This is a genomic window from Halomonas sp. MS1 (assembly GCF_024182575.1).
In the GTDB taxonomy this organism is placed as follows: domain Bacteria; phylum Pseudomonadota; class Gammaproteobacteria; order Pseudomonadales; family Halomonadaceae; genus Vreelandella.
Genome location: NZ_CP098926.1, coordinates 3,049,290 through 3,068,077, shown reverse-complemented (window position 1 = coordinate 3,068,077; position 18,788 = coordinate 3,049,290). Strand labels below are relative to the sequence as shown.

Annotated in this window: 19 protein-coding genes; 5 read left to right on the top strand and 14 right to left on the bottom strand. The window is 51.2% G+C overall.

The genetic code is table 11. The features are described from left to right. Positions 1-26: 26 nt before the first annotated feature. Positions 27-1,703: a methyl-accepting chemotaxis protein gene (locus NF683_RS13985; RefSeq protein WP_253920263.1), complete on the bottom strand. Its 1,677-nt coding sequence runs from the start codon at positions 1,701-1,703 to the stop codon at positions 27-29. Between the two features lie 14 nt (positions 1,704-1,717). After that, a complete protein-coding gene (locus tag NF683_RS13980) occupies positions 1,718-2,143 on the bottom strand; it encodes an arsenate reductase ArsC (protein ID WP_089037909.1) in 426 nt (141 codons plus the stop codon). A 154-nt stretch (positions 2,144-2,297) separates the two neighbouring features. Between NF683_RS13980 and arsH the strand changes: the two genes are divergently transcribed. From arsH to NF683_RS13960, 4 genes are read left to right on the top strand one after another with little or no spacing between them, the layout of a single operon-like run. After that, the gene (gene arsH / locus NF683_RS13975; protein WP_089037908.1) at positions 2,298-3,017 is read left to right on the top strand and encodes an arsenical resistance protein ArsH; all 720 of its coding nucleotides are present in this window, start codon (positions 2,298-2,300) and stop codon (positions 3,015-3,017) included. 15 nt (positions 3,018-3,032) lie between these two features. Next, positions 3,033-4,103, top strand: coding sequence for an ACR3 family arsenite efflux transporter (gene arsB / locus NF683_RS13970; RefSeq protein WP_089037907.1), 1,071 nt, complete (start codon positions 3,033-3,035; stop codon positions 4,101-4,103). Positions 4,104-4,129: 26 nt separating this feature from the next. Then, the gene (arsC, locus tag NF683_RS13965; protein ID WP_089037906.1) at positions 4,130-4,534 is read left to right on the top strand and encodes an arsenate reductase (glutaredoxin); all 405 of its coding nucleotides are present in this window, start codon (positions 4,130-4,132) and stop codon (positions 4,532-4,534) included. A 40-nt stretch (positions 4,535-4,574) separates the two neighbouring features. After that, a complete protein-coding gene (locus NF683_RS13960; protein WP_089037905.1) occupies positions 4,575-4,868 on the top strand; it encodes a CC/Se motif family (seleno)protein in 294 nt (97 codons plus the stop codon). A 10-nt stretch (positions 4,869-4,878) separates the two neighbouring features. Here the strand turns inward: NF683_RS13960 and arsJ are convergent, their stop codons facing one another. The 8 genes from arsJ to NF683_RS13920 form a co-directional block, all read right to left on the bottom strand. Beyond that, positions 4,879-6,090 carry an organoarsenical effux MFS transporter ArsJ gene (gene arsJ / locus NF683_RS13955; RefSeq protein ID WP_089040843.1) on the bottom strand — a complete coding sequence of 404 codons (1,212 nt, stop codon included), beginning with the start codon at positions 6,088-6,090 and terminating at the stop codon, positions 4,879-4,881. Positions 6,091-6,106: 16 nt separating this feature from the next. Beyond that, the gene (locus NF683_RS13950) at positions 6,107-7,153 is read right to left on the bottom strand and encodes an ArsJ-associated glyceraldehyde-3-phosphate dehydrogenase (RefSeq protein WP_089037904.1); all 1,047 of its coding nucleotides are present in this window, start codon (positions 7,151-7,153) and stop codon (positions 6,107-6,109) included. Between the two features lie 149 nt (positions 7,154-7,302). Further along, positions 7,303-8,142, bottom strand: coding sequence for a phosphate ABC transporter ATP-binding protein PstB (gene pstB / locus NF683_RS13945; protein ID WP_089040842.1), 840 nt, complete (start codon positions 8,140-8,142; stop codon positions 7,303-7,305). Positions 8,143-8,187: 45 nt separating this feature from the next. Further along, entirely contained in the window at positions 8,188-9,354 is a 1,167-nt protein-coding gene (gene pstA / locus NF683_RS13940) for a phosphate ABC transporter permease PstA (RefSeq protein WP_089037903.1), read from the bottom strand. Positions 9,355-9,372: 18 nt separating this feature from the next. After that, the gene (pstC, locus tag NF683_RS13935) at positions 9,373-10,623 is read right to left on the bottom strand and encodes a phosphate ABC transporter permease subunit PstC (protein ID WP_089037902.1); all 1,251 of its coding nucleotides are present in this window, start codon (positions 10,621-10,623) and stop codon (positions 9,373-9,375) included. 96 nt (positions 10,624-10,719) lie between these two features. After that, entirely contained in the window at positions 10,720-11,733 is a 1,014-nt protein-coding gene (locus tag NF683_RS13930; RefSeq protein ID WP_089037901.1) for a substrate-binding domain-containing protein, read from the bottom strand. Positions 11,734-11,863: 130 nt separating this feature from the next. Continuing rightward, complete coding sequence (locus NF683_RS13925) at positions 11,864-12,595, bottom strand: sulfite exporter TauE/SafE family protein (RefSeq protein ID WP_089037900.1); 732 nt, start codon at positions 12,593-12,595, stop codon at positions 11,864-11,866. A 25-nt stretch (positions 12,596-12,620) separates the two neighbouring features. Then, positions 12,621-13,814: a Bcr/CflA family multidrug efflux MFS transporter gene (locus NF683_RS13920; RefSeq protein WP_089037899.1), complete on the bottom strand. Its 1,194-nt coding sequence runs from the start codon at positions 13,812-13,814 to the stop codon at positions 12,621-12,623. Positions 13,815-13,976: 162 nt separating this feature from the next. On the opposite strand from NF683_RS13920, the gene tal reads away from it, so the two are divergent. After that, positions 13,977-14,915, top strand: a complete 939-nt coding sequence (gene tal / locus NF683_RS13915) for a transaldolase (RefSeq protein ID WP_089037898.1) — start codon at positions 13,977-13,979, stop codon at positions 14,913-14,915. A gap of 138 nt (positions 14,916-15,053) precedes the next feature. On the opposite strand, the gene NF683_RS13910 is transcribed toward tal, so the two are convergent. The 4 genes from NF683_RS13910 to NF683_RS13895 form a co-directional block, all read right to left on the bottom strand. After that, the gene (locus tag NF683_RS13910) at positions 15,054-15,569 is read right to left on the bottom strand and encodes an STAS domain-containing protein (RefSeq protein WP_089037897.1); all 516 of its coding nucleotides are present in this window, start codon (positions 15,567-15,569) and stop codon (positions 15,054-15,056) included. Further along, positions 15,559-16,752: a PP2C family protein-serine/threonine phosphatase gene (locus NF683_RS13905; RefSeq protein WP_089037896.1), complete on the bottom strand. Its 1,194-nt coding sequence runs from the start codon at positions 16,750-16,752 to the stop codon at positions 15,559-15,561. The genes NF683_RS13910 and NF683_RS13905 overlap by 11 nt, the downstream gene beginning before the upstream one ends. Before the next feature lie 8 nt (positions 16,753-16,760). Next, entirely contained in the window at positions 16,761-17,561 is an 801-nt protein-coding gene (locus NF683_RS13900) for an MlaA family lipoprotein (protein WP_253920262.1), read from the bottom strand. 76 nt (positions 17,562-17,637) lie between these two features. After that, the gene (locus NF683_RS13895; protein WP_089037894.1) at positions 17,638-18,759 is read right to left on the bottom strand and encodes a beta-ketoacyl-ACP synthase III; all 1,122 of its coding nucleotides are present in this window, start codon (positions 18,757-18,759) and stop codon (positions 17,638-17,640) included. Positions 18,760-18,788: the final 29 nt, after the last annotated feature.

The following is an 18,788-nucleotide window of genomic DNA, read 5'->3' as shown; positions in this document are numbered from 1 at the left end:
AACCCATCCGCGCCTTGCCATACTGATCATGCCAAGGCGCGTCTATCTTCCCTATCGCCATACTTTTCTGAAGTGGCCAATGTCTGCCAGTCCAATGACTTGAGCGCCTCTGTAGCTTCACTGATATCATCATGATTATTGCTAAGCTGATCCTCAACCATGCGAAATTGACCAGCATATTCACGCATTTTCAGAGCTTCTTGAGTTAGTCCTTCAGCACTTTGTGCCGCGTGATTGACCAGCTTCAGCGTATCTTGGGTTGTCATATCAATTTGCGTGACCGCCCTGTTCACTTCCTCAATACCACGACGCTGCTCTTCCGACGCGCTGGCTATCCTTGCCATCAACTGCTCTACCTGAGTGGCCGACTGCATAATATCGCGCGTATGCTCACCCGCTTGCTGAGATAACTCACTCCCCTCCTCAACACTCTGGCGAGATGCTTCAATACGCGACCGAATCTCATGTGCCGCATCAGCACTGCGCGTTGCTAACGCCCTTACTTCGCTAGCCACCACCGCAAAGCCACGCCCGTGCTCACCCGCACGCGCTGCCTCAACAGAGGCATTCAAAGCCAGAATATTCGTTTGGAAGGCAATACTTTCAATCATGGAAATAATGCTTTGTATTTCTTCGGAGTGCTTGTTAATGGCCTGCATAGTCGCTATGAACTGGGCAATCACTTGATCACCTTGCTGCGCTTTATGAGCGACCCCCGTCGTCGCTTGACTCACATGCGCCGCACTTTCTGCATTCTGATTTACGGTTGCGGTTAACTGCTTGAGGCTTGCCGCCATTTGTACGAGCGCGGCTACTTGCGAGTCAGTTTGCCCCGCCAATTGTTGGCTTTGAGCTGCCATCACTTGGCTATCGGTATAAACCTGTTGGCTACTGTTGTTAAGATGGTTCACCGTCGACGTTAGCGAATGCTGCATATTTGCCAATTCGCTAAACAACAGACCAATTTCATTCGCGGCATGGGCGTCGACTGGCGTTGATAAATCGCCCTTGGCGATGCGTTTAAAGTGCTGCGTTATTACACGCAAAGGCTGCAAAACATTGTTACGCACGCCCCATACCACTAACGCGATGACCAGCATTGCCACAACAACAACGCCAAGCACTCCCCAAAATAGTAGCGACGATACTTTTTGAAAGCGATCAAGCAGCCCAGCGCCACGGGCGACCGAGTAAGCGTAGAAGGCTTCCGCAGCAGTCACAAACTGCTGACTACTCTCATCCACGCGAGACTCGCCAGATAGGAAGCCTCGAACATCGCGCTCTTCCAGCATCATCATTTGCAAACTTAAATTATTATTAACCAGTGAGTGGAAATCATTCGCCAACTGATCCACAAGCTCAAGCCGCTCATCCTCAGCAAAACTTGAGTGGAAAGCGTTAAAGCGGGCTGACGCCGTACTCAACAAGCTCCCCGCTTCCTCTAACAAAGGTTCTGGACGCTCAAAAGAGGGAGTACGAATTAGCTCAGCAGCTCGGTTCATTTGTATACGAGCACGCAGCAGCTGGGTATAGGCCCCGTTAAGCTCACGTACCTGATTCATATCTCGTTGCTGCAGCGACGTAAACGCCTCACGGCCAAAGTGATTGGCAAATAACCCCAACCCACCAATCGCCAATATGAGGCAGGTGAAGGTCACTAACACCAGCGCCCAGCTCGCTTTAACGCTTAAACTATTCACCATACGCATAAATTCTTTCAACCACGTGGCTGATCATGAGCATGCAGGGACAGCCATAGCTGCAGACGCCGACGAATCTCCAGTAGCGCTTGCTCGTATGCATCTAATTTACTAATTAGCCTCGGATCACGAATATCCCAGAAGAGCACTTCTCTGGCGCGCCCTTGCCAGTCTCTGCAAACCTGTTGCGCCTTATCGCAAAGTACAATGACAAAGTCGAAGTAGTCGTCCTCAAACTCATCCAGTGACTTACTACGCAACCCTTCCGTAGCAAGGCCTTGTTTATGCAGTGCCTCTAACGTTAGCGCATGGGGTTCATCTGGCTCGGAACCTGCGCTGAAAGCATCAAAGCGATCACTGGCCATCTGGCGAAGCAGCGCTTCTCCCATCAAAGACCGTGCAGAGTTGGCATTACAAAGGAACAGCACGCGGCGCTTTGGCATAAATAAATGACCTCTTGATGGGTGTGATTTCAGCAATTTACGCCTTCAAGATGACGTCATTATTGCAGCCTGCTAGTTACCGGTACAAATATACGAAAAAACATATATCATAACGATCAATAACCACTTCTTCGACATCAAAGGGCCACCACCAATGGCATTGTTTGACGATTTACCCAACGTAGACAGTAGTCTGTTTGAAGCTCCCAATCATGAAACGTTGAGGCTTCCCTCGAGTGACCAGCCTGCCCCCAAAATCCTGCTGCTTTACGGCTCATTACGCGAGCGTTCATTCAGCCGCTTAGCCGTTGAAGAAGCCGCTCGGCTACTCAATGCAATGGGGGCAAGTACAAAGATTTTTGATCCGCGTGGCTTACCCCTGCCGGATGCGGAAGATGCGAGCCACCCTAAAGTGGATGAGCTGCGTACACTGGCACAGTGGGCCGATGGCATGGTGTGGTGCTCACCTGAACGCCACGGTGCAATGACTGGCATTATGAAAGCACAAATTGACTGGATTCCTCTTGCCTTAGGCGGCGTTCGCCCCACCCAGGGCAAAACGCTTGCAGTAATGCAGGTGTGCGGTGGCTCCCAGTCGTTTAACACGGTAAATCAGCTGCGTATTTTAGGGCGCTGGATGCGCATGGTGACGATTCCAAATCAGTCATCGGTACCTAAGGCTTTTATGGAGTTTGATGACAACGGTCGCATGAAGCCTTCTCCATTTTATGACCGCATTGTTGATGTTATGGAAGAACTGGTGAAGTTCACCCTGCTGGTTCGTGAGCGCAGCGATCTGCTAACCGACCGTTACTCTGAGCGTAAAGAGAGTGCAGAAGAAGTCTCCAAACGCGTCAGTCAACGTGCTATTTGATCAGGGAGTGGCTTTATGACGACCCAGAGCAATTCATCACCCACCAGTGCCGATATGGGGCTGTTTGAACGCTACCTTTCCGTATGGGTAGCAATTGCCATTGTTACCGGGATTGCACTTGGGCAGTTCGCCCCTGCCGTGCCAGAGGTGTTATCACGGTTTGAGTATGCCCAGGTCTCCATTCCAATTGCCGTATTAATCTGGGCGATGATTTTTCCCATGATGGCGCAGATTGATTTCAGTGCGATTGCAGGAGTGCGCCGCCAGCCAAAGGGCCTGACCATTACCACCACGGTCAACTGGCTGATTAAACCCTTCACAATGTTCGCCTTGGCCTGGCTGTTTTTCATGGTGATTTTTCAGCCATTTATTGCTGAGGAACTGGCCAGCCAATACCTAGCGGGCGCCATACTATTGGGGGCAGCCCCTTGCACCGCGATGGTATTTGTATGGAGCTACCTGACTCGAGGTGATGCGGCTTACACGCTGGTTCAAGTAGCTTTGAATGATTTGATTATGCTGTTTGCCTTTGCGCCGCTTGTGGTGCTGTTACTAGGAATCTCAAACATCCAAGTGCCCTGGGACACGGTTATTTTATCGGTGGTGCTGTACATCGTCATTCCGCTTACCGCTGGCTATATCACCCGTAAAACGCTGATCGCCAAGCGCGGAGCTGAATGGTACGACAACGTGTTAATGAAGCGCGTTGGCCCAATCACGCCCATCGGGTTAATCATTACTCTAGTGCTTCTATTCGCTTTCCAAGGCGACGTTATTCTGAATAATCCGCTGCATATCGTATTAATCGCCATTCCGCTGATTATCCAAACATTTTTGATCTTCTTTATCGCCTATGGCTGGGCCAAAGCATGGCGTGTACCGCACAACATCGCTGCCCCAGGTGCAATGATCGGTGCCAGCAACTTTTTTGAGCTGGCAGTTGCAGCCGCCATTGCACTGTTTGGCTTACAATCAGGCGCCGCGCTAGCCACAGTAGTGGGTGTTTTAGTTGAAGTACCGCTTATGCTCGCACTGGTACGCATTGCCAACAACACGCGTCAGCATTTTCCTTCGCCTGCTCATTAGCATAAACCTGAGAGGAAGTACCCTGAATGGTCACCATCTACCACAACCCTAACTGCAGCTCTTCGCGCAATACGCTGGCAATGATCAAGGCGTCGGGCGAAGACCCCGAGGTAATTCACTACTTGGAAACACCGCCCAGCCGAGAGCGCCTAGTAGCGCTACTCGCGATGATGAAGATATCACCACGAGAGCTGCTGCGCCAAAAGGGCGCGCCTTTTGATGAGCTCAAATTGAATGACTCTTCGCTAGACGATGATCAGTTGATTGACGCCATGCTAGCGCACCCGATTCTGATCAATCGTCCTATCGTCATTAGCCAAAAAGGCGCGCGCCTGTGTCGCCCACCCGAACGAGTATTGGAGCTGCTTGAGCAACCCGTTGCACACTTTACCAAAGAGAATGGCGAAACCATCCACTATCCAGCGAGCTAATATAGGAACCACATGCCAGGACAATAGTAAGGGGTGAGCAATGAGCCATGTCATTGATATCGACAGCAACGCAGTGGCGTTCATTAAACAACAAGGCGGAAGCGTCACTGTTCGGCTTTCCCCTCGCCACGGCTGCTGCGGAGGCCTCGCCAAGCTAGCGGTAGCCGAAGCGCACCATCCAGAAGATACCCAACACTATCAGCACCATCTTCAAGATAGTGTTTCGATCTACATTGACCCCGACCTTGCTAACCAAGGACTGCGCATTGGCGTTGAAGGTTGGTGGAAATTGCGCCACCTTTATGTGGACGGTGCAGCGTTATCAGCAGGCTAGAAACTGGCCTTTAAGCAGCTTGTCTAGGCAACGCCAGTGCCATCACGGAGCTGGCTGTCACGAAGGCCGCCGATACCCAAAGACAGGCGCTCAATCCGTACGCCATATATAGCCAGCCTGACAGCAAGGTTCCTACCAAACGCCCCATGGCGTTGGCCATATAGTAAAAGCCGACATCCATCGAGACGCCATCAGCACGAGCGTAATGAACGATCAGGTAACTGTGCCAGCTGGAGTTAATCGCAAATAGCACACCAAACGCTAAAAGCCCGACCACCAGCCAACCCACCTGCGCCAGCGGTAACAACGCCAATAAAATCGCTAGTACTGCTAAAGCGGCTGCCCATCCTGCGGTTAGCGAGCGGGCATCCCCTTCAATCAACTGGGTCAGTTTAGGTGCCTGGGTTTGTACCCCACCGTAGCCAATAATCCATGCTGCCAGTAGCCCCCCCACCGTCCAGTGGCTCCAGCCGTGCTGATCGTATAGGAACACCGGCAGTGCCACTACGAACCAGACATCTCTTGATGCAAACAAGCAAAAGCGCGCCGCTGAAAGCACGTTGATGGCACGAGACTTGGAGAAAATCTCCGAAAACTTGGGTTTTACTTTTTGGCGTCCTAGGTCTGCTTTTAAGCGCAACAAGGAGACCATTAATACCGCGCTAAGCATCACCGCCATGGCAATCACCGCGCCTCGGAAACCAATCAGCGTTAGCAGTACTCCCCCAACAAAAAAACCCAAGCCTTTTAGCGCATTTTTAGAACCGGTCAGCATCGCTACCCAGCGGTAGAGAGAGCTATTAGCGTTGGCACTCTCTTTAGGCACCAATACTTTGACCGCACTTTTAGCACTCATTTTATTTAAGTCTTTGGCAATGCCAGACAGTGCCTGCGCCGCCATCACCCAAACAACCGTGAGCATCCCTGCGGGCACCATCAGCATGGCAAGCGCAACAATTTGTAGCCCCAGCCCCACATTCATCGTGCGGTTCAAGCCTAACCGCGCACCAAGCCAGCCGCCGACCAAGTTGGTCACGACGCCAAACGCTTCATAGAACAGAAACAGCATGGCGATTTGCAGCGGCGAGTAACCTAGCTGGTGGAAATACATCACCACCAGCATGCGTAGCGCGCCGTCGGTAATGGTAAACGCCCAGTAGTTGCCAGTGATCAACATGTATTGGCGAACTTCAAACGGCAGCGCTCTGACTCGGACGCGCATTTTGAGAAACGGCGAATCAGCCACGGCCCATCTGCTCTTTAACTGTCTTCTCACCAGCTACCATTAGCGCCAACTCGGCCGTGCGGTTGGCATAGCCCCACTCGTTGTCATACCAGGCGTAAAGCTTAAGCTGGGTGCCGTTGACCACCATGGTAGAAAGCGCATCAATAATGGAGCTGCGCGGGTCAGTGCGATAATCAATCGATACCAGCGGGCGCTCTTCATAACCCAAAATACCGGCGAGTCCTCCCTCCGCGGCCGCTTTCAGCGCTTGATTGACCTCTTCCACCGTGACCTCGCGCTCAAGCTCAAACACCATATCGGTGAGCGATGCATTGGCCAGCGGCACACGAATGGCATGACCATTCAGCTTGCCTTCCAGTTCGGGAAAGATGGCAGTGATTGCTTTTGCAGAGCCCGTTGTCGTCGGAATCAAACTCATACCACAGGCACGAGCACGACGTAGGTCTTTGTGCGGCGCATCTAGAATTGTTTGGGTGTTGGTAATGTCGTGTACCGTCGTCATCGAACCATGGCGAATACCAAAGGTTTCCTGAATCACTTTAACCACCGGGGCTAAGCAGTTTGTGGTACAGCTAGCGGCCGTTACGATCCGGTGCTGAGCAGGGTCATAAAGATGATCGTTGACACCTACTACCACGTTCAGCACGCCCTCTTCTTTAATCGGCGCACTCACCACTACGCGCGCAACGCCTTGATCAAGATACGCCTGGAGCTTGGCGGTTTCTTTCATTTTACCCGAGCACTCGATGACCACGTCACAGGCAGACCAGTCACTGTCGGCAATCGCTTTATTGGCGCTAAACGCAACCGTTTTACCATCTAAAACAATCGCATCGTCATAAGCTGCAATCCCTTCACCTGGAGACCAGTGGCCATGCACCGAATCAAACTCAAGCAGGTGGGCAAAGGTTGCCGAATCACCGCCTGGGTCGTTAATACGCACAAGCTCTACTGCCCCAGCTTCAACCTCAGCCCATAAGCTTCGCAGTGCCAATCGGCCAATACGACCAAACCCGTTAATACCGATACGTAATGTCATGGGGCCTCCTATTTAGATAAACGTATGCATGAACGTCTAAATAAATGAATAGTGCAAAAATTCGCAATGCCAATATACGAAAAAACATATATGAAAAAATAAAAAAATGCCTGCAGGTTAGCTTGGGGCTAGCCTACAGGCAGTCTTAGTTAACCGTAACGACCGGAGATATAGTCTTCGGTTTTTTTCTGTGCCGGGGTTGAGAACATCACTTTGGTATCGTTGTACTCGATGATTTCCCCCAGGTGGAAAAATGCCGTGTAGTCGGCTACCCGTGCGGCCTGCTGCATATTATGCGTCACGGTAATAATGGTGAACTGCTCTTTCAGCTTATCCATCAAATCTTCGATGGTTGCGGTCGAGATCGGGTCAAGCGCCGAAGTCGGTTCATCCATTAAAATCACATCTGGCTGTACTGCAATCGCTCGGGCAATACACAAACGCTGTTGTTGACCACCAGAGAGAGAGGTACCTGGCTCATGCAGCTTGTCTTTCACCTCGTTCCACAGCCCGGCGTCGCGTAGCGCCTTTTCAACCAACTCTTCCTGCTCGGCTTTACGACTGACCAAATCGTGCATGCGTGGTGCGTAAGCGATATTTTCAAAGATCGACTTAGGAAACGGATTAGGCTTTTGGAATACCATGCCCACCCGGCGACGCAGCGCCACTTCATCCATTTTAGGCGCATTAACATCTAGCCCATCCATCTCAACCAAGCCTTCGACTCGTACGCTAGGAATCAAGTCGTTCATGCGGTTCAAGCAGCGTAAAAACGTCGACTTACCACACCCCGAAGGGCCAATCAGTGCCGTCACATTTTTCTGAAATAGATCAATATTCAGATTATTCAACGCTTGGTTTTTGCCATACCACAGATTCAAATCGCGAACCCGGAAGCTCAGGTCGTGGCACGCAGCGTCGTTTCGTGTGTAGGGTTGCCCAGCCGCAGGGACTTGCTGGCCATTCATTACAGATGCTTGGCTATTCATTACGGGTGCTTGGCTATTCATAATCATGTCCTCTATCGCGCTGGCCTACCAGCGACGCTCAAATTTCTTACGTAACACAACGGCAAAGGCGTTGAGTGAGATGAGTATGGTGAGTAGCACCAAAATACCGCCGGCGGTTTTTTCTACAAACGCCTGCTCTGGCTCACCTGACCAGGTAAATATTTGAGCTGGCATGACGGTGGCTGCTTCGGTAAATGAAGCACCCACATCGGGGATAAAAGCCACCATACCCACGATAATCAACGGTGCTGTTTCACCCATCGCTTGCGCCAAGCCAATAATAGAGCCGGTCATAATACCTGGCATAGCTAACGGTAAAACGTGATCCCGCACCACTTGCCAGCGCGAACACCCCACCCCAAAACCAGCATGGCGGATGGATTCCGGCACGCTACGCAGCGCAGTACGTGTTGAGATAATAATAACGGGGAGCGTCATCAGCGCCAGAGTCATACCACCCGCTAACGGCGACGAACGCGGCACCCCAAAGAAGTTAATAAAGATCGCAAGACCCAGCAGACCAAACAGAATCGAGGGAATCGCAGCAAGGTTGTTGATATTAATTTCAATGAGCTGAGTAAAGCGGTTGTCTGGAGCAAACTCCTCCAGATAAATCGCCGTCATAACGCCGATAGGAAACGAGATAGCTAGGGTGACGATCATTGTCATCACGGTACCGACAACGGCCGAGAGGATACCTGCATTCTCGGCAATTTTTGAATCACCCGAACCAAAAAAGGTGCTATTGAAGCGAAGATCTACCTGACCCGCTTCAACCAGGGCATCAATAGCCGCCTGTTCTTCTTCACTTAAACGATGCCGGTGACCTTTCAGATACTGATCCACCCCACTGGTCGATAGCACCCACTGGGTTTCGCTGGTACCAATCATGTCAGGATTATTGCGAAGTTCCATCGGGATCACGCGCACTACCGTGCGGCTGATAATGGGCAGCAGCTCTTCATCAAACGCCTTCCGCCCATCGGTTTCGGCTTCTTCGGTATAGTTGATCTCGACTTGTATATACGCTTGCTGAAAAGCAGGCAGACCTTTAGTCAGCATGTCTGCAAAAAACAGCACCAGGAACAAGCCTGCCAGCCCTAACGACCCCATGGTTATCCATTTGAGGCGGGTAGACTTCCGGTGGCGCTTTTTAAGCTGCTGGCTGATTTCGTCAAAAGTATGGCTCATCGAAACAGTTCCTCGACGTTACAGGTTATTCACGCGATATTTTTCGCGGAAACGACGGATCATCAGAACCGACACCAAATTAAGCACAAGCGTAACAACGAACAGCACAAGCCCTAACGCGAAAGCCGATAGCGTTTCAGCACTTGCAAACTCTTGGTCGCCAGTTAATGCTGCCACAATGCGCACGGTGACCGTGGTCATATCTTCCAGCGGGTTGGCGGTTAAGTTGGGACGCATACCTGCGGCCATCACCACAATCATTGTTTCACCCATCGCACGCGACATACCTAAGAGCGCAGCAGAGATAATCCCGGGCATTGCAGCGGGCACTACCACATCACGAATGGTCTCCCCTTTGGTCATGCCCAGTGCCAACGACCCTTGGCGCATGCTATCTGGCACCGAGTTGATCACGTCATCAGACAGCGATGAGATAAACGGTATGATCATAATGCCCATCACAATGCCAGGCGCCAGCGCATTGTTATAAGAAGCGTCGAGCCCCAAAAAACCAGCGATATTAACGATAATCGGCGCTACGGTGATGGCGGCAAAAAAGCCGTAAACCACGGTAGGAATGCCCGCCAAAACCTCTAACACCGGCTTGGCAACGGTGCGCACTTTACTTGGCGCAAATTCGGACATGTAAATTGCTGAGAGCAAACCGACAGGCACCGCCACCAGCATGGCGATAGCAGTAATCATAAAGGTACCAGCGAACAGCGGTACCGAGCCAAACTCAGCACCGCCACCATCGCCGCGACCCGCTGCAGCTAAAAAGCTTGCCCCCGGGTTCCAGGTGGTGCCGGTAATAAATTCCCAGAAGCTGTGCATTTGAAAAAAGCGCAGCGCCTCGGAAATGATCGAGAACAAAATGCCAAAGGTAGTGAAAATCGAAATTAATGCTGCCCCAGCCAAGACTTTACCGATTACCGATTCTATGGCTTGACGGGCATGAAAATCAGGCTTCACTAGGTTAAGGCTCACCATTAGCCCTATGGCTGCCACTACCAAACTCGCCGCAAATAAATAGAGCGTGGGGATATTTGCCCCCATTAATAGCAGCGCAAATGCTCCTAGCGCACTAACAAGTACCGCAGGCCCGGCGGTAGAGAGCACGGTAAACCAGGCATATTGATCTGGCTGAGCAAACATAGCCGTGCCCGCGCTACGGAACCGAGCGGCTTTTGAACGGCCAGCAAAAAAAGCCAGCAGCCCCAGCAGCAATAGTGCAGCACAAAAAATCAGTAGAAGCTGGTTGGTCTGCATCGCATCTCTCTCACGTCGTCACCGGTTAAGAAACTTATCAACAATAATGGGCCGACAGCTTGCGCTGCCGGCCACCTTTACACTTGACCTACCAACTTACTTAAGAACGTCTGCTGTCATTGTCGTGCGGTCAGCGACACTTTGGCGCCACTCTTCACGCTCAGCTTCTGGCAGAACGATCAAGCCGATATCGCGCAGATAGCCATCGCTGCCAATCATCATCTCGCTCATAAACATATCGACGTAGTCGTACATCGGCGATACTTCTTCAGCATGCTGGTTCTTCACGTAGAACCACAGTGAGCGTGCTACCGGGTACTCACCTGAACTGATCGCGTCGGCCTCAGGCACTACGCCATCAATGCTGGCGGCGCTGATAGTGTCAGCATTCTCTTCAAGGAAAGAGTAGCCGAAGATACCAAAGGCACCGGTGTCTTCTGAAAGGCGCTGAACGATCAGGTTGTCGTTTTCACCGGCATCGATGTAAACACCGTCAGAGCGAATTTCGGTGTAGGCTTCATCGCCGTAAACATCCATGCCCTCAGACGCAGATTCCATTACCAGCTCTTCAAATGCATCGCGGGTACCAGAAGTCGTGGGCGGTCCATAAATGGAGATTTCGCGGTCTGGCAGCGAAGCGTCGATCTCGCTCCAGTTGGTGTAGGGGTTTTCAACCAATTCGCCATCAACAGGCACCATGGCAGCTACCGCCATGAAAATCTGTTCACGGGTTAAAGCAACGTCATCATTTTCGCCTGATTGGCCCAATACGATGCCGTCAGAACCGATTTTAGCTTCGGTGATGTCGGTAACGCCGTTCTCTTCACAACGCTCAAACTCGGAAGCCTTCATGCGACGAGAAGCGTTGGTGATGTCTGGCGTACCTTCGCCAATACCATTACAGAACAGGCGCAAACCGCCGCCCGAACCTGTTGATTCAATAACAGGAGTAGGGTTACCAGTAGTGGCACCGAACTCTTCAGTAACATAGCTGGCAAACGGATAAACGGTACTGGAACCTACGATGCGGATCTGGTCACGTGCCTGGGCAACACCGGCAACGCTCATTACTGCAGCCGCGATAACGGTGGTTTTTAGAATACGGTTCATGCGAAATACTCCTGTCGATGTAGGGTTCTGGCCTTCGCAAGACGTACTTTGCACCGTTTCGATGACAACTTTATGACACTCTAAGTCATCGGCATGATTTTTCAGTTAAGAGTGCTGCATTGCACAAGTGCTACATTAATAAGCCCAATGCGGCTAACGTACATAGCCCAAGCGAGACTCCCTGCAGCAACCGTCTATCCAACCGGTGGGCGATCACATCTGCCAGCGCATTCCCGATTAGCACGGCAGGTAGAAACGTCAACGCCAATTTAAAATGCCAAGCAGACACCTGGCCCGCAAGCGCTAGCGTTATAAGCGTTAGAAGAGATGTCAGAATAAAGAAAGCAGCCAAATTGCCGCGCAGGCGATCGGGTGGAAAGCCGTGCATTAGCAGAACGATTGGAGGGCCACCGATGGCGGCCACCGTGCCAAAGACGCCTGACAGCACACCTGCCAGGAACAGCGTCACACGGTTGACGGGGGGATGAAAACGAAACAGCGTTACTATCACAGCAAACAGCACGATAGCGGCGATCAGTTTTTCGAGCACCACCAACGGAGCAGTTAACAATAACCAAATGCCCAGCGCATTCCCTGGCAAGCGGCCAATCAAGGCAATGCCTATCGCGTCCAGGCGTATTTCTTGCCAGTAGTGGCGCACCATCAACAATGAAACAGTGAACCCAAACAACACGAGTACTACCGGCACCAAACGTGGTTCTAGCATCAACAGTAGTGGCGCCCCTACCACTGCCAAACCGAAACCTGTCGCACGCTGTACGAAAGCACCCAGCATTAATACGGCTGAACAGGCTAGCCACACGCCAAGTGGCATATCTATCCATGGCAACGAGTTATTCATTTAAATCAATCATCCGCACAAAGCATCAGTACGAATCTCCGTAGCCGGGCTTTCTTGTCAGCTTTCGGACGCCGATATTACCCAGCAACGCAGCCCCCAGCATAGTAAGCACCATCGGCCATAGGTGCTCTACCTGGAACAAGCCCACCAGCACCCCAGCAATTGCTCCACAACTAAACTGGATGCCACCTAGTAGTGCAGTCGCCGTGGCACTGATATGCCCAAAATGATCCAATAACGCAGAAATCGCATTAGGCGTGATCAAACCAATCATGCCGGTAAACAGCATGACTAGAGGCACCACCACATACAGCGACGCAAAATTAAGCGCTGTCGCGATAACCAGCCCCAGTGCTGCAATTAACTGAATCGTTAACCCTAGTCGTAAGTTCTGTTGTGGTGAACGCTTACGCAGCAAATGAATATTGACGCGATTAGACAGCGCAATCACCACAACATTGACGCCAAATACCATTGGGTAAACGCTAGGCGATAGTGAGAAGTAGTCTAAGTATAAAAATGGAGAGGCGGTTACAAAAGCAAACAGCCCAGCGAATGAAGCTGCGACAGCGCAAATGTAGCCCATCCCCTCTTTATGACGCAGCACACTGACATAGTTTCGTACGACTTGACGCGGCGAAGCAGCTGGCAAGTTAGTATCTCGTGTTTCGGGTAAACGAGTACCTAGCAGCCAAAGCAAAAACCCTGCATAAGCGGCTAAAAACACAAATATCAGCCACCATCCCGCAATGTGCAGCAAGAGGCTACCCACGGCAGGTGCCACCAACGGCGCCAGCATCATGATCATGGCCATCGTCGACATGACTTTGGCGGCTTCACGACCGCTAAAACAGTCGCGCACAATCGCCGCAGAGTTAACCACGCAAGCGCCGCCACCTAATGCTTGAATGAATCGCCATACCAGTAAAGAGGGCAAGCTATCAACGGTGGTGATCATTAGGCTTGCGAGCATAAACACCACTAAGCCACTGAGCAAAACAGGCTTACGCCCCACCCTATCCGACAGTGGCCCAAAGCACAGCTGGCCGATTGCGAAGCCAAATAAAAACATACTGATTGAGAGTTCAGTATGATGAATACTCGCATTGATGTTTTCTGCCAGTACCCCAATGGCTGGTAAGTAAGCATCAATCGCAAACGGCGCAAGCGCTGTGTTGGCCGCCACCAACAGCGCCACCCGACGAGGATTAAGTTCCATAAACATCCTTGAAGTTGGCATTATTCAGCAGAGAATGCCGCTGAATAGATAGGCCGCTAATAATAATCGATTTCAATTCATTTGTCGGTCTCTGTTCGCCACGCAATGCCCTTGCTAAAGTATCCCAACGACAACTATCTCAACGACGACAAGGAACGATGCATGGCCACTAGCCTACTAACTCAATTAAAAGAGATGACCACGGTTGTCGCTGACACCGGCGACCTTGACGCTATCCGCCGTTTTAAGCCACAAGATGCCACGACCAACCCCTCGCTCATTTTGCAAGCGGCCCAGCAGGAAGATCGCCGTGCACGACTCGCCAGCATTGCTAAAGAAAGCACCAACCTGGAAGACGCAGTAGATCGAGTAGCCGTTGATATCGGCAGCGAAATCAGCGAGCTGGTACCCGGCTACGTGTCGACTGAAGTCAGTGCCCGACTATCGTTTGATCGTGATGCCACTATTGCCAAAGCACACTCGCTGATTGAGCGATACGCCCAGCAAGGCGTGGGTCCAGAGCGTATTTTGATCAAGATGGCATCGACCTGGGAAGGCATCCAAGCCGCTCGCCAACTTGAACGTGACGGCATTCGCACTAACTTAACCCTACTATTTGGTTTTGCCCAGGCACAGGCCTGTGCAGATGCTGGTGCAACGCTTATTTCACCGTTCGTAGGCCGTATTCTCGATTGGCATAAAGCCAAAGCCCCTGACACAGATTTTAGCGGTGCCAACGACCCAGGCGTGCAGTCTGTTAAGCGCATTTATGACTACTACAAAGGCCATGGCTACTCCACCATCGTCATGGGCGCAAGTTTCAGAAACGTGGGTGAAATTCAGGCGCTCGCTGGCTGTGATCGCTTGACGATATCCCCTGCACTACTCAACGAACTAGACGAACTTCAAGGAGAGTTGCCACAACAACTCATTCCCAAAGCAGCCAGCAGCGCACCGAGTGAAGCGTTAGCGCAGGCAGATTTCCGCTGGGCAATGAACGAAGATGAAATGGCGACGGACAAACTGGCAGAAGGTATTCGCAAGTTTATGGCTGACCAGCGCAAACTCGAAGAATTGCTAAGTAAGCTTCGCAGCAGCTAATTCGATTGCTGACTCCGCTGCATCGCTAACACAGCTATAGGCGGCAGCAAAAGTCAAAAGGCCCTCCAGGATGTTTATCTCAGGAGGGCCTTCTTATTTAGTATGCTCTTGAAACCTACATACAGATGAAGTGCGCTGCTAGTGGGCCGTCGAATTTTGCGCTTCGAGCATTTCCACAAGCGGTTGAAACTGTTCGCGGTTGTGCTCGTTCATATGCATCAGAATTCGATGGGCCTCTAAAATACGTTCACGCAGCCCCTCTTCGTCAGCGGGTTCAGCAGGCAAGTCTTCTAGGGCCGATGTTAGTTTCGACGCTTGTTGCAATGGGGCTTCCATCAGCGTAAAAAAACGTGCAAAACCCATTACATCCAGCATTTTCCGTACATCTGGGTTATCAGCAATGATGGTGGGTGGGTGCTCTAAGCGCCCTTTTACCGCCATAGCAACTTTGGCCAGAAAACCCAGCGCCGTCGAATCAACATTCGTCGCTTCGCGCAGGTCGATCATTACCGCCGTTAGCCCAGGCGTTTCAGCTAGCCGCTGAGCCTGAGAATCAAGCGTAGCGCACAACGTCAAGCGCACGTCGCCGCATAATTTTAAAACAAAAACACCGGAGTCGAACGCCGCTTTAATGCGGCCTTCTTCAATCAGCATGACCAAATCCGCTCACCATCATGATTGTCAGGTCATCGGGTAAAGCATCGCGGTCCTGGTTCGCCTCACTGTCCGCATCACCTTCTATAAGAAGAGAGTTGGTGTTGGCTAGCCGGTCGCGCAACTGCTCAAGCGTGACACTTTCACTTACTAATTGCTCAAGTTCCTTGAGCCGCGTGTCGAGTGTCTTACCCGGCAAGCATTCCAATACACCGTCTGAACACAGCCATAAATGAAAATCGGCCGGTAAAGCACAGCTGAGCGAAGGATACTCTACATCTGGAAAAAGACCTACTGGCATTCCCTCTCCTGCCAGACGTACTAGCTTACCACCAGACACTAGCAATGGCATAGGAAGCTGTGCACCGAGCGAATAGTGAAGCGTCCGCTCCTGATGGTCAATGACACCAACAAACAAGGTCGCGTGTTTGCCAATATCAGTATCCTGCAACTCTCTGTTTAATGCCGCCAACCAGTTAGGGGCCAACTGTTCTGGCGATTGGCCATCCCACTCATTAAGCCATCGATTGCATAGATACTTGAGCAGTACGGTAACAAACGCAGAGGACGCCCCATGCCCAGACACATCGGCAAAATAGAACGCGCTATAGCGATCGTTATAGCGCTGATAGTCAAGGAAGTCTCCCGACAAATACAGCGAAGGTGCAAACCAGTAATCGTAGTACACACCATTGATGATTTTGGGATGAATAGGCAATAAACGGCGCTGAATATGACCACCGCTCTGTTGATCCATACGCAGCAAGGCTAAATGCGTTTCCAGGCTTTCGTTTAATTCGGCCAGACGCTCTCGGTCTCGGTCTCGCTCCTGAGCCAATGTATGAAGCTCAATGGCTTTGCGAATCATCCGGCGCAACAGTTCTGCGTGGCGTAGTGGATGAACAATATAGTCAACTAAACCAACATCGACTGCCTTAATCAGGTCCGCGTCCTGACGGGAATCACTGACAACTAAGGTAGGCAAACGATGTGTCAGCTGCGACCACTGCTGGCGCGGCACTGCCCTTGCATGAGCAACGATAAGCGCTGTGTCGGCAGGCAAATTGTCAATATTATCTGCTGCAAATACCCACAAGCCATCGCACGTAATCGCTTCTGCTAGCGCGTCACGCTCTTGCCCTGGCTCATCGATCACCGCGATCAACTGCTTGGAATGATCCATATTAAGCCTCAATCGGCGAAATCGTCGTCACCAAAATCGGTATCGTCGAATTCAAAATCGTCCATAGCAAACGGGTCATCCCCAAGCTCACCATCATTAATCTCAAACTGACGGCGTTGTAAGAAGGCATCACGAACAAAGCGGTAACGGTCGCCACTAATCAAGTCTTCTTGATCAAGTAGCCCTGCGCGAATATGAATAATATCCAGTGCCGTTAAACCAGCCCTTAGCGTATGGTCATCCAGATAAGTAAGCGGATGAGCTGCAATATCAAAAGGTAGCCCAGTGGTATCCCTAAGTGTTCTAGGACCGAGCAGCGGTAGCACTAAATAGCGCGAGTCATCCCAGCCCCACACCGCCAGCGTTTGTCCGAAATCTTCCTTATCAGCATTGATTTCCATCAACGTAGCGTAATCCAACAGCCCGCCGATACCCACCGTCGAGTTGATTAAAAAGCGTGAAGTAGCAAGCCCTGCATTAGCGGGCTTACCTTGGAGTAAACTATTTAACGCGGTACGCACGTCGCTAAGGTTAGCGAAAAAGTTACCTACCCCAGTTTGCACGGGATCGGGGGTAACCGTCTGGTACCCTTTAGCGATTGGCTTTAACGTGTAACGGTCTAGCACGTCATTAAAAGCAAACACGCGACGGTTAAACCCTTCCCAAGGATCTTCAGGGTGGACTTGCTCGCCAACATTCCCCCCTGAACTAGCACACCCACTCATGCTTAATACGGCTAGCAGCAAGACAGGCAATCCCTTGTAGCACCAACTAAACGCGCTTTTTGGCTTTGCTAACAACCCAAGCATGGTAGCTCCTTTCTCAACATGTGTGGCGTGCGGCTCGTCGCATTTCACGCCTGAAAACAATTAACCAAAAGCACTGTTATTGACGACGTATAACAACACTACCGGCGCTGTAACCTGCGCCAAACGAACAAATCACACCAATATCACCACTTTCTAACTGTTCACGATGCAGGTGAAAGGCAATAATCGATCCCGCTGAGCTGGTATTAGCATAGCGATCAAGAATAATGGGCGCTTGCGTTTTACTAGGCTCCACACCTAGCACTTTTCGCGCAATCAGGTCATTCATATGCTGATTAGCCTGATGCAGCCACATGCGCTTCAAGTCGCTTCCAGAAAGCTCTAGAGAGGCTAAATGGCTCGAAATCAGTTGAGCAACCATGGGGCACACTTCTCGGAACACCCGTCGCCCTTCTTGTACAAATAACTTATCCAGCGCCAGTGGGTCACTGTCGGTGACGCGATTTAGGAAGCCTGCATTATTACGAATCGCATTAGAGAACTTCGTCACTAGACGCGTACCTAATATTTCGTACTGCTCATCAGACACAGCGCAATCACTGCTTTCAAGCACCATTGCGGTACAAGCATCGCCAAAAATAAAGTGGCTATCGCGATCTGTAAAGTTGAGATGTGCCGAACAGATCTCTGGGTTTACAATCAGAGCCCGCTTTACGCTACCAGATGCAATCGCATTGGCCGCTGTTTCAAGCGCAAATGTGGCTGAACTGCAGGCTACATTCATATCGAAACCGTAACCGCCGGTGCCTAACGCCCGCTGAACTTCGACAGCCACAGCTGGATAGGCACGTTCTAGGTTCGAACACGCCACGATGACAAGCTCGATGTCAGCGGCATCAACGTTAGCGGCTGCCAATGCTTGTTGTGCCGCCTGGGTAGCCATATCGCACTGAATAGACGGTTCATCATTGCTGCGCTGTGGCAGTTTAGGCCGCATTCGCGCTGGGTCGAGAATTCCTGAGGCATCCAACACATAACGACTTTTAATGCCAGATGCCTTTTCAATAAACTCGCTACTGGAGTGTGACAACGGCTCTCGTTCACCACGTGAGATCGCATCAGCATGCCGAGCATTTTGGCTGTCTACCCACGCGTTAAATGCTTTCACCAACGACGCGTTATCAATGGCGTGTTCCGGCGTGTAAAGTCCTGTACCGGTAATCACCACATGTGTCATGCCTTTCTCCTTTTAGCGGCTTACTGAGA

What these genes read in the sequence shown, in the direction of transcription:
- arsJ (WP_089040843.1), bottom strand. Translation starts at nt 6,090, where the DNA reads ATGCGCGTCCGAGTCAGAGCGCTGCCGTTTGAAGTTCGCCAATACATG.
- NF683_RS13910 (WP_089037897.1), bottom strand. Translation starts at nt 15,569, where the DNA reads ATGCTGATTGAAGAAGGCCGCATTAAAGCGGCGTTCGACTCCGGTGTT.
- arsC (WP_089037906.1), top strand. Translation starts at nt 4,130, where the DNA reads ATGGTCACCATCTACCACAACCCTAACTGCAGCTCTTCGCGCAATACG.
- NF683_RS13985 (WP_253920263.1), bottom strand. Translation starts at nt 1,703, where the DNA reads ATGGTGAATAGTTTAAGCGTTAAAGCGAGCTGGGCGCTGGTGTTAGTG.
- pstC (WP_089037902.1), bottom strand. Translation starts at nt 10,623, where the DNA reads ATGCAGACCAACCAGCTTCTACTGATTTTTTGTGCTGCACTATTGCTG.
- NF683_RS13980 (WP_089037909.1), bottom strand. Translation starts at nt 2,143, where the DNA reads ATGCCAAAGCGCCGCGTGCTGTTCCTTTGTAATGCCAACTCTGCACGG.
- NF683_RS13920 (WP_089037899.1), bottom strand. Translation starts at nt 13,814, where the DNA reads ATGGAACTTAATCCTCGTCGGGTGGCGCTGTTGGTGGCGGCCAACACA.
- pstA (WP_089037903.1), bottom strand. Translation starts at nt 9,354, where the DNA reads ATGAGCCATACTTTTGACGAAATCAGCCAGCAGCTTAAAAAGCGCCAC.
- NF683_RS13905 (WP_089037896.1), bottom strand. Translation starts at nt 16,752, where the DNA reads ATGGATCATTCCAAGCAGTTGATCGCGGTGATCGATGAGCCAGGGCAA.
- NF683_RS13900 (WP_253920262.1), bottom strand. Translation starts at nt 17,561, where the DNA reads ATGCTTGGGTTGTTAGCAAAGCCAAAAAGCGCGTTTAGTTGGTGCTAC.
- arsB (WP_089037907.1), top strand. Translation starts at nt 3,033, where the DNA reads ATGACGACCCAGAGCAATTCATCACCCACCAGTGCCGATATGGGGCTG.
- arsH (WP_089037908.1), top strand. Translation starts at nt 2,298, where the DNA reads ATGGCATTGTTTGACGATTTACCCAACGTAGACAGTAGTCTGTTTGAA.
- NF683_RS13950 (WP_089037904.1), bottom strand. Translation starts at nt 7,153, where the DNA reads ATGACATTACGTATCGGTATTAACGGGTTTGGTCGTATTGGCCGATTG.
- NF683_RS13930 (WP_089037901.1), bottom strand. Translation starts at nt 11,733, where the DNA reads ATGAACCGTATTCTAAAAACCACCGTTATCGCGGCTGCAGTAATGAGC.
- pstB (WP_089040842.1), bottom strand. Translation starts at nt 8,142, where the DNA reads ATGAATAGCCAAGCATCTGTAATGAATGGCCAGCAAGTCCCTGCGGCT.
- NF683_RS13895 (WP_089037894.1), bottom strand. Translation starts at nt 18,759, where the DNA reads ATGACACATGTGGTGATTACCGGTACAGGACTTTACACGCCGGAACAC.
- NF683_RS13960 (WP_089037905.1), top strand. Translation starts at nt 4,575, where the DNA reads ATGAGCCATGTCATTGATATCGACAGCAACGCAGTGGCGTTCATTAAA.
- tal (WP_089037898.1), top strand. Translation starts at nt 13,977, where the DNA reads ATGGCCACTAGCCTACTAACTCAATTAAAAGAGATGACCACGGTTGTC.
- NF683_RS13925 (WP_089037900.1), bottom strand. Translation starts at nt 12,595, where the DNA reads ATGAATAACTCGTTGCCATGGATAGATATGCCACTTGGCGTGTGGCTA.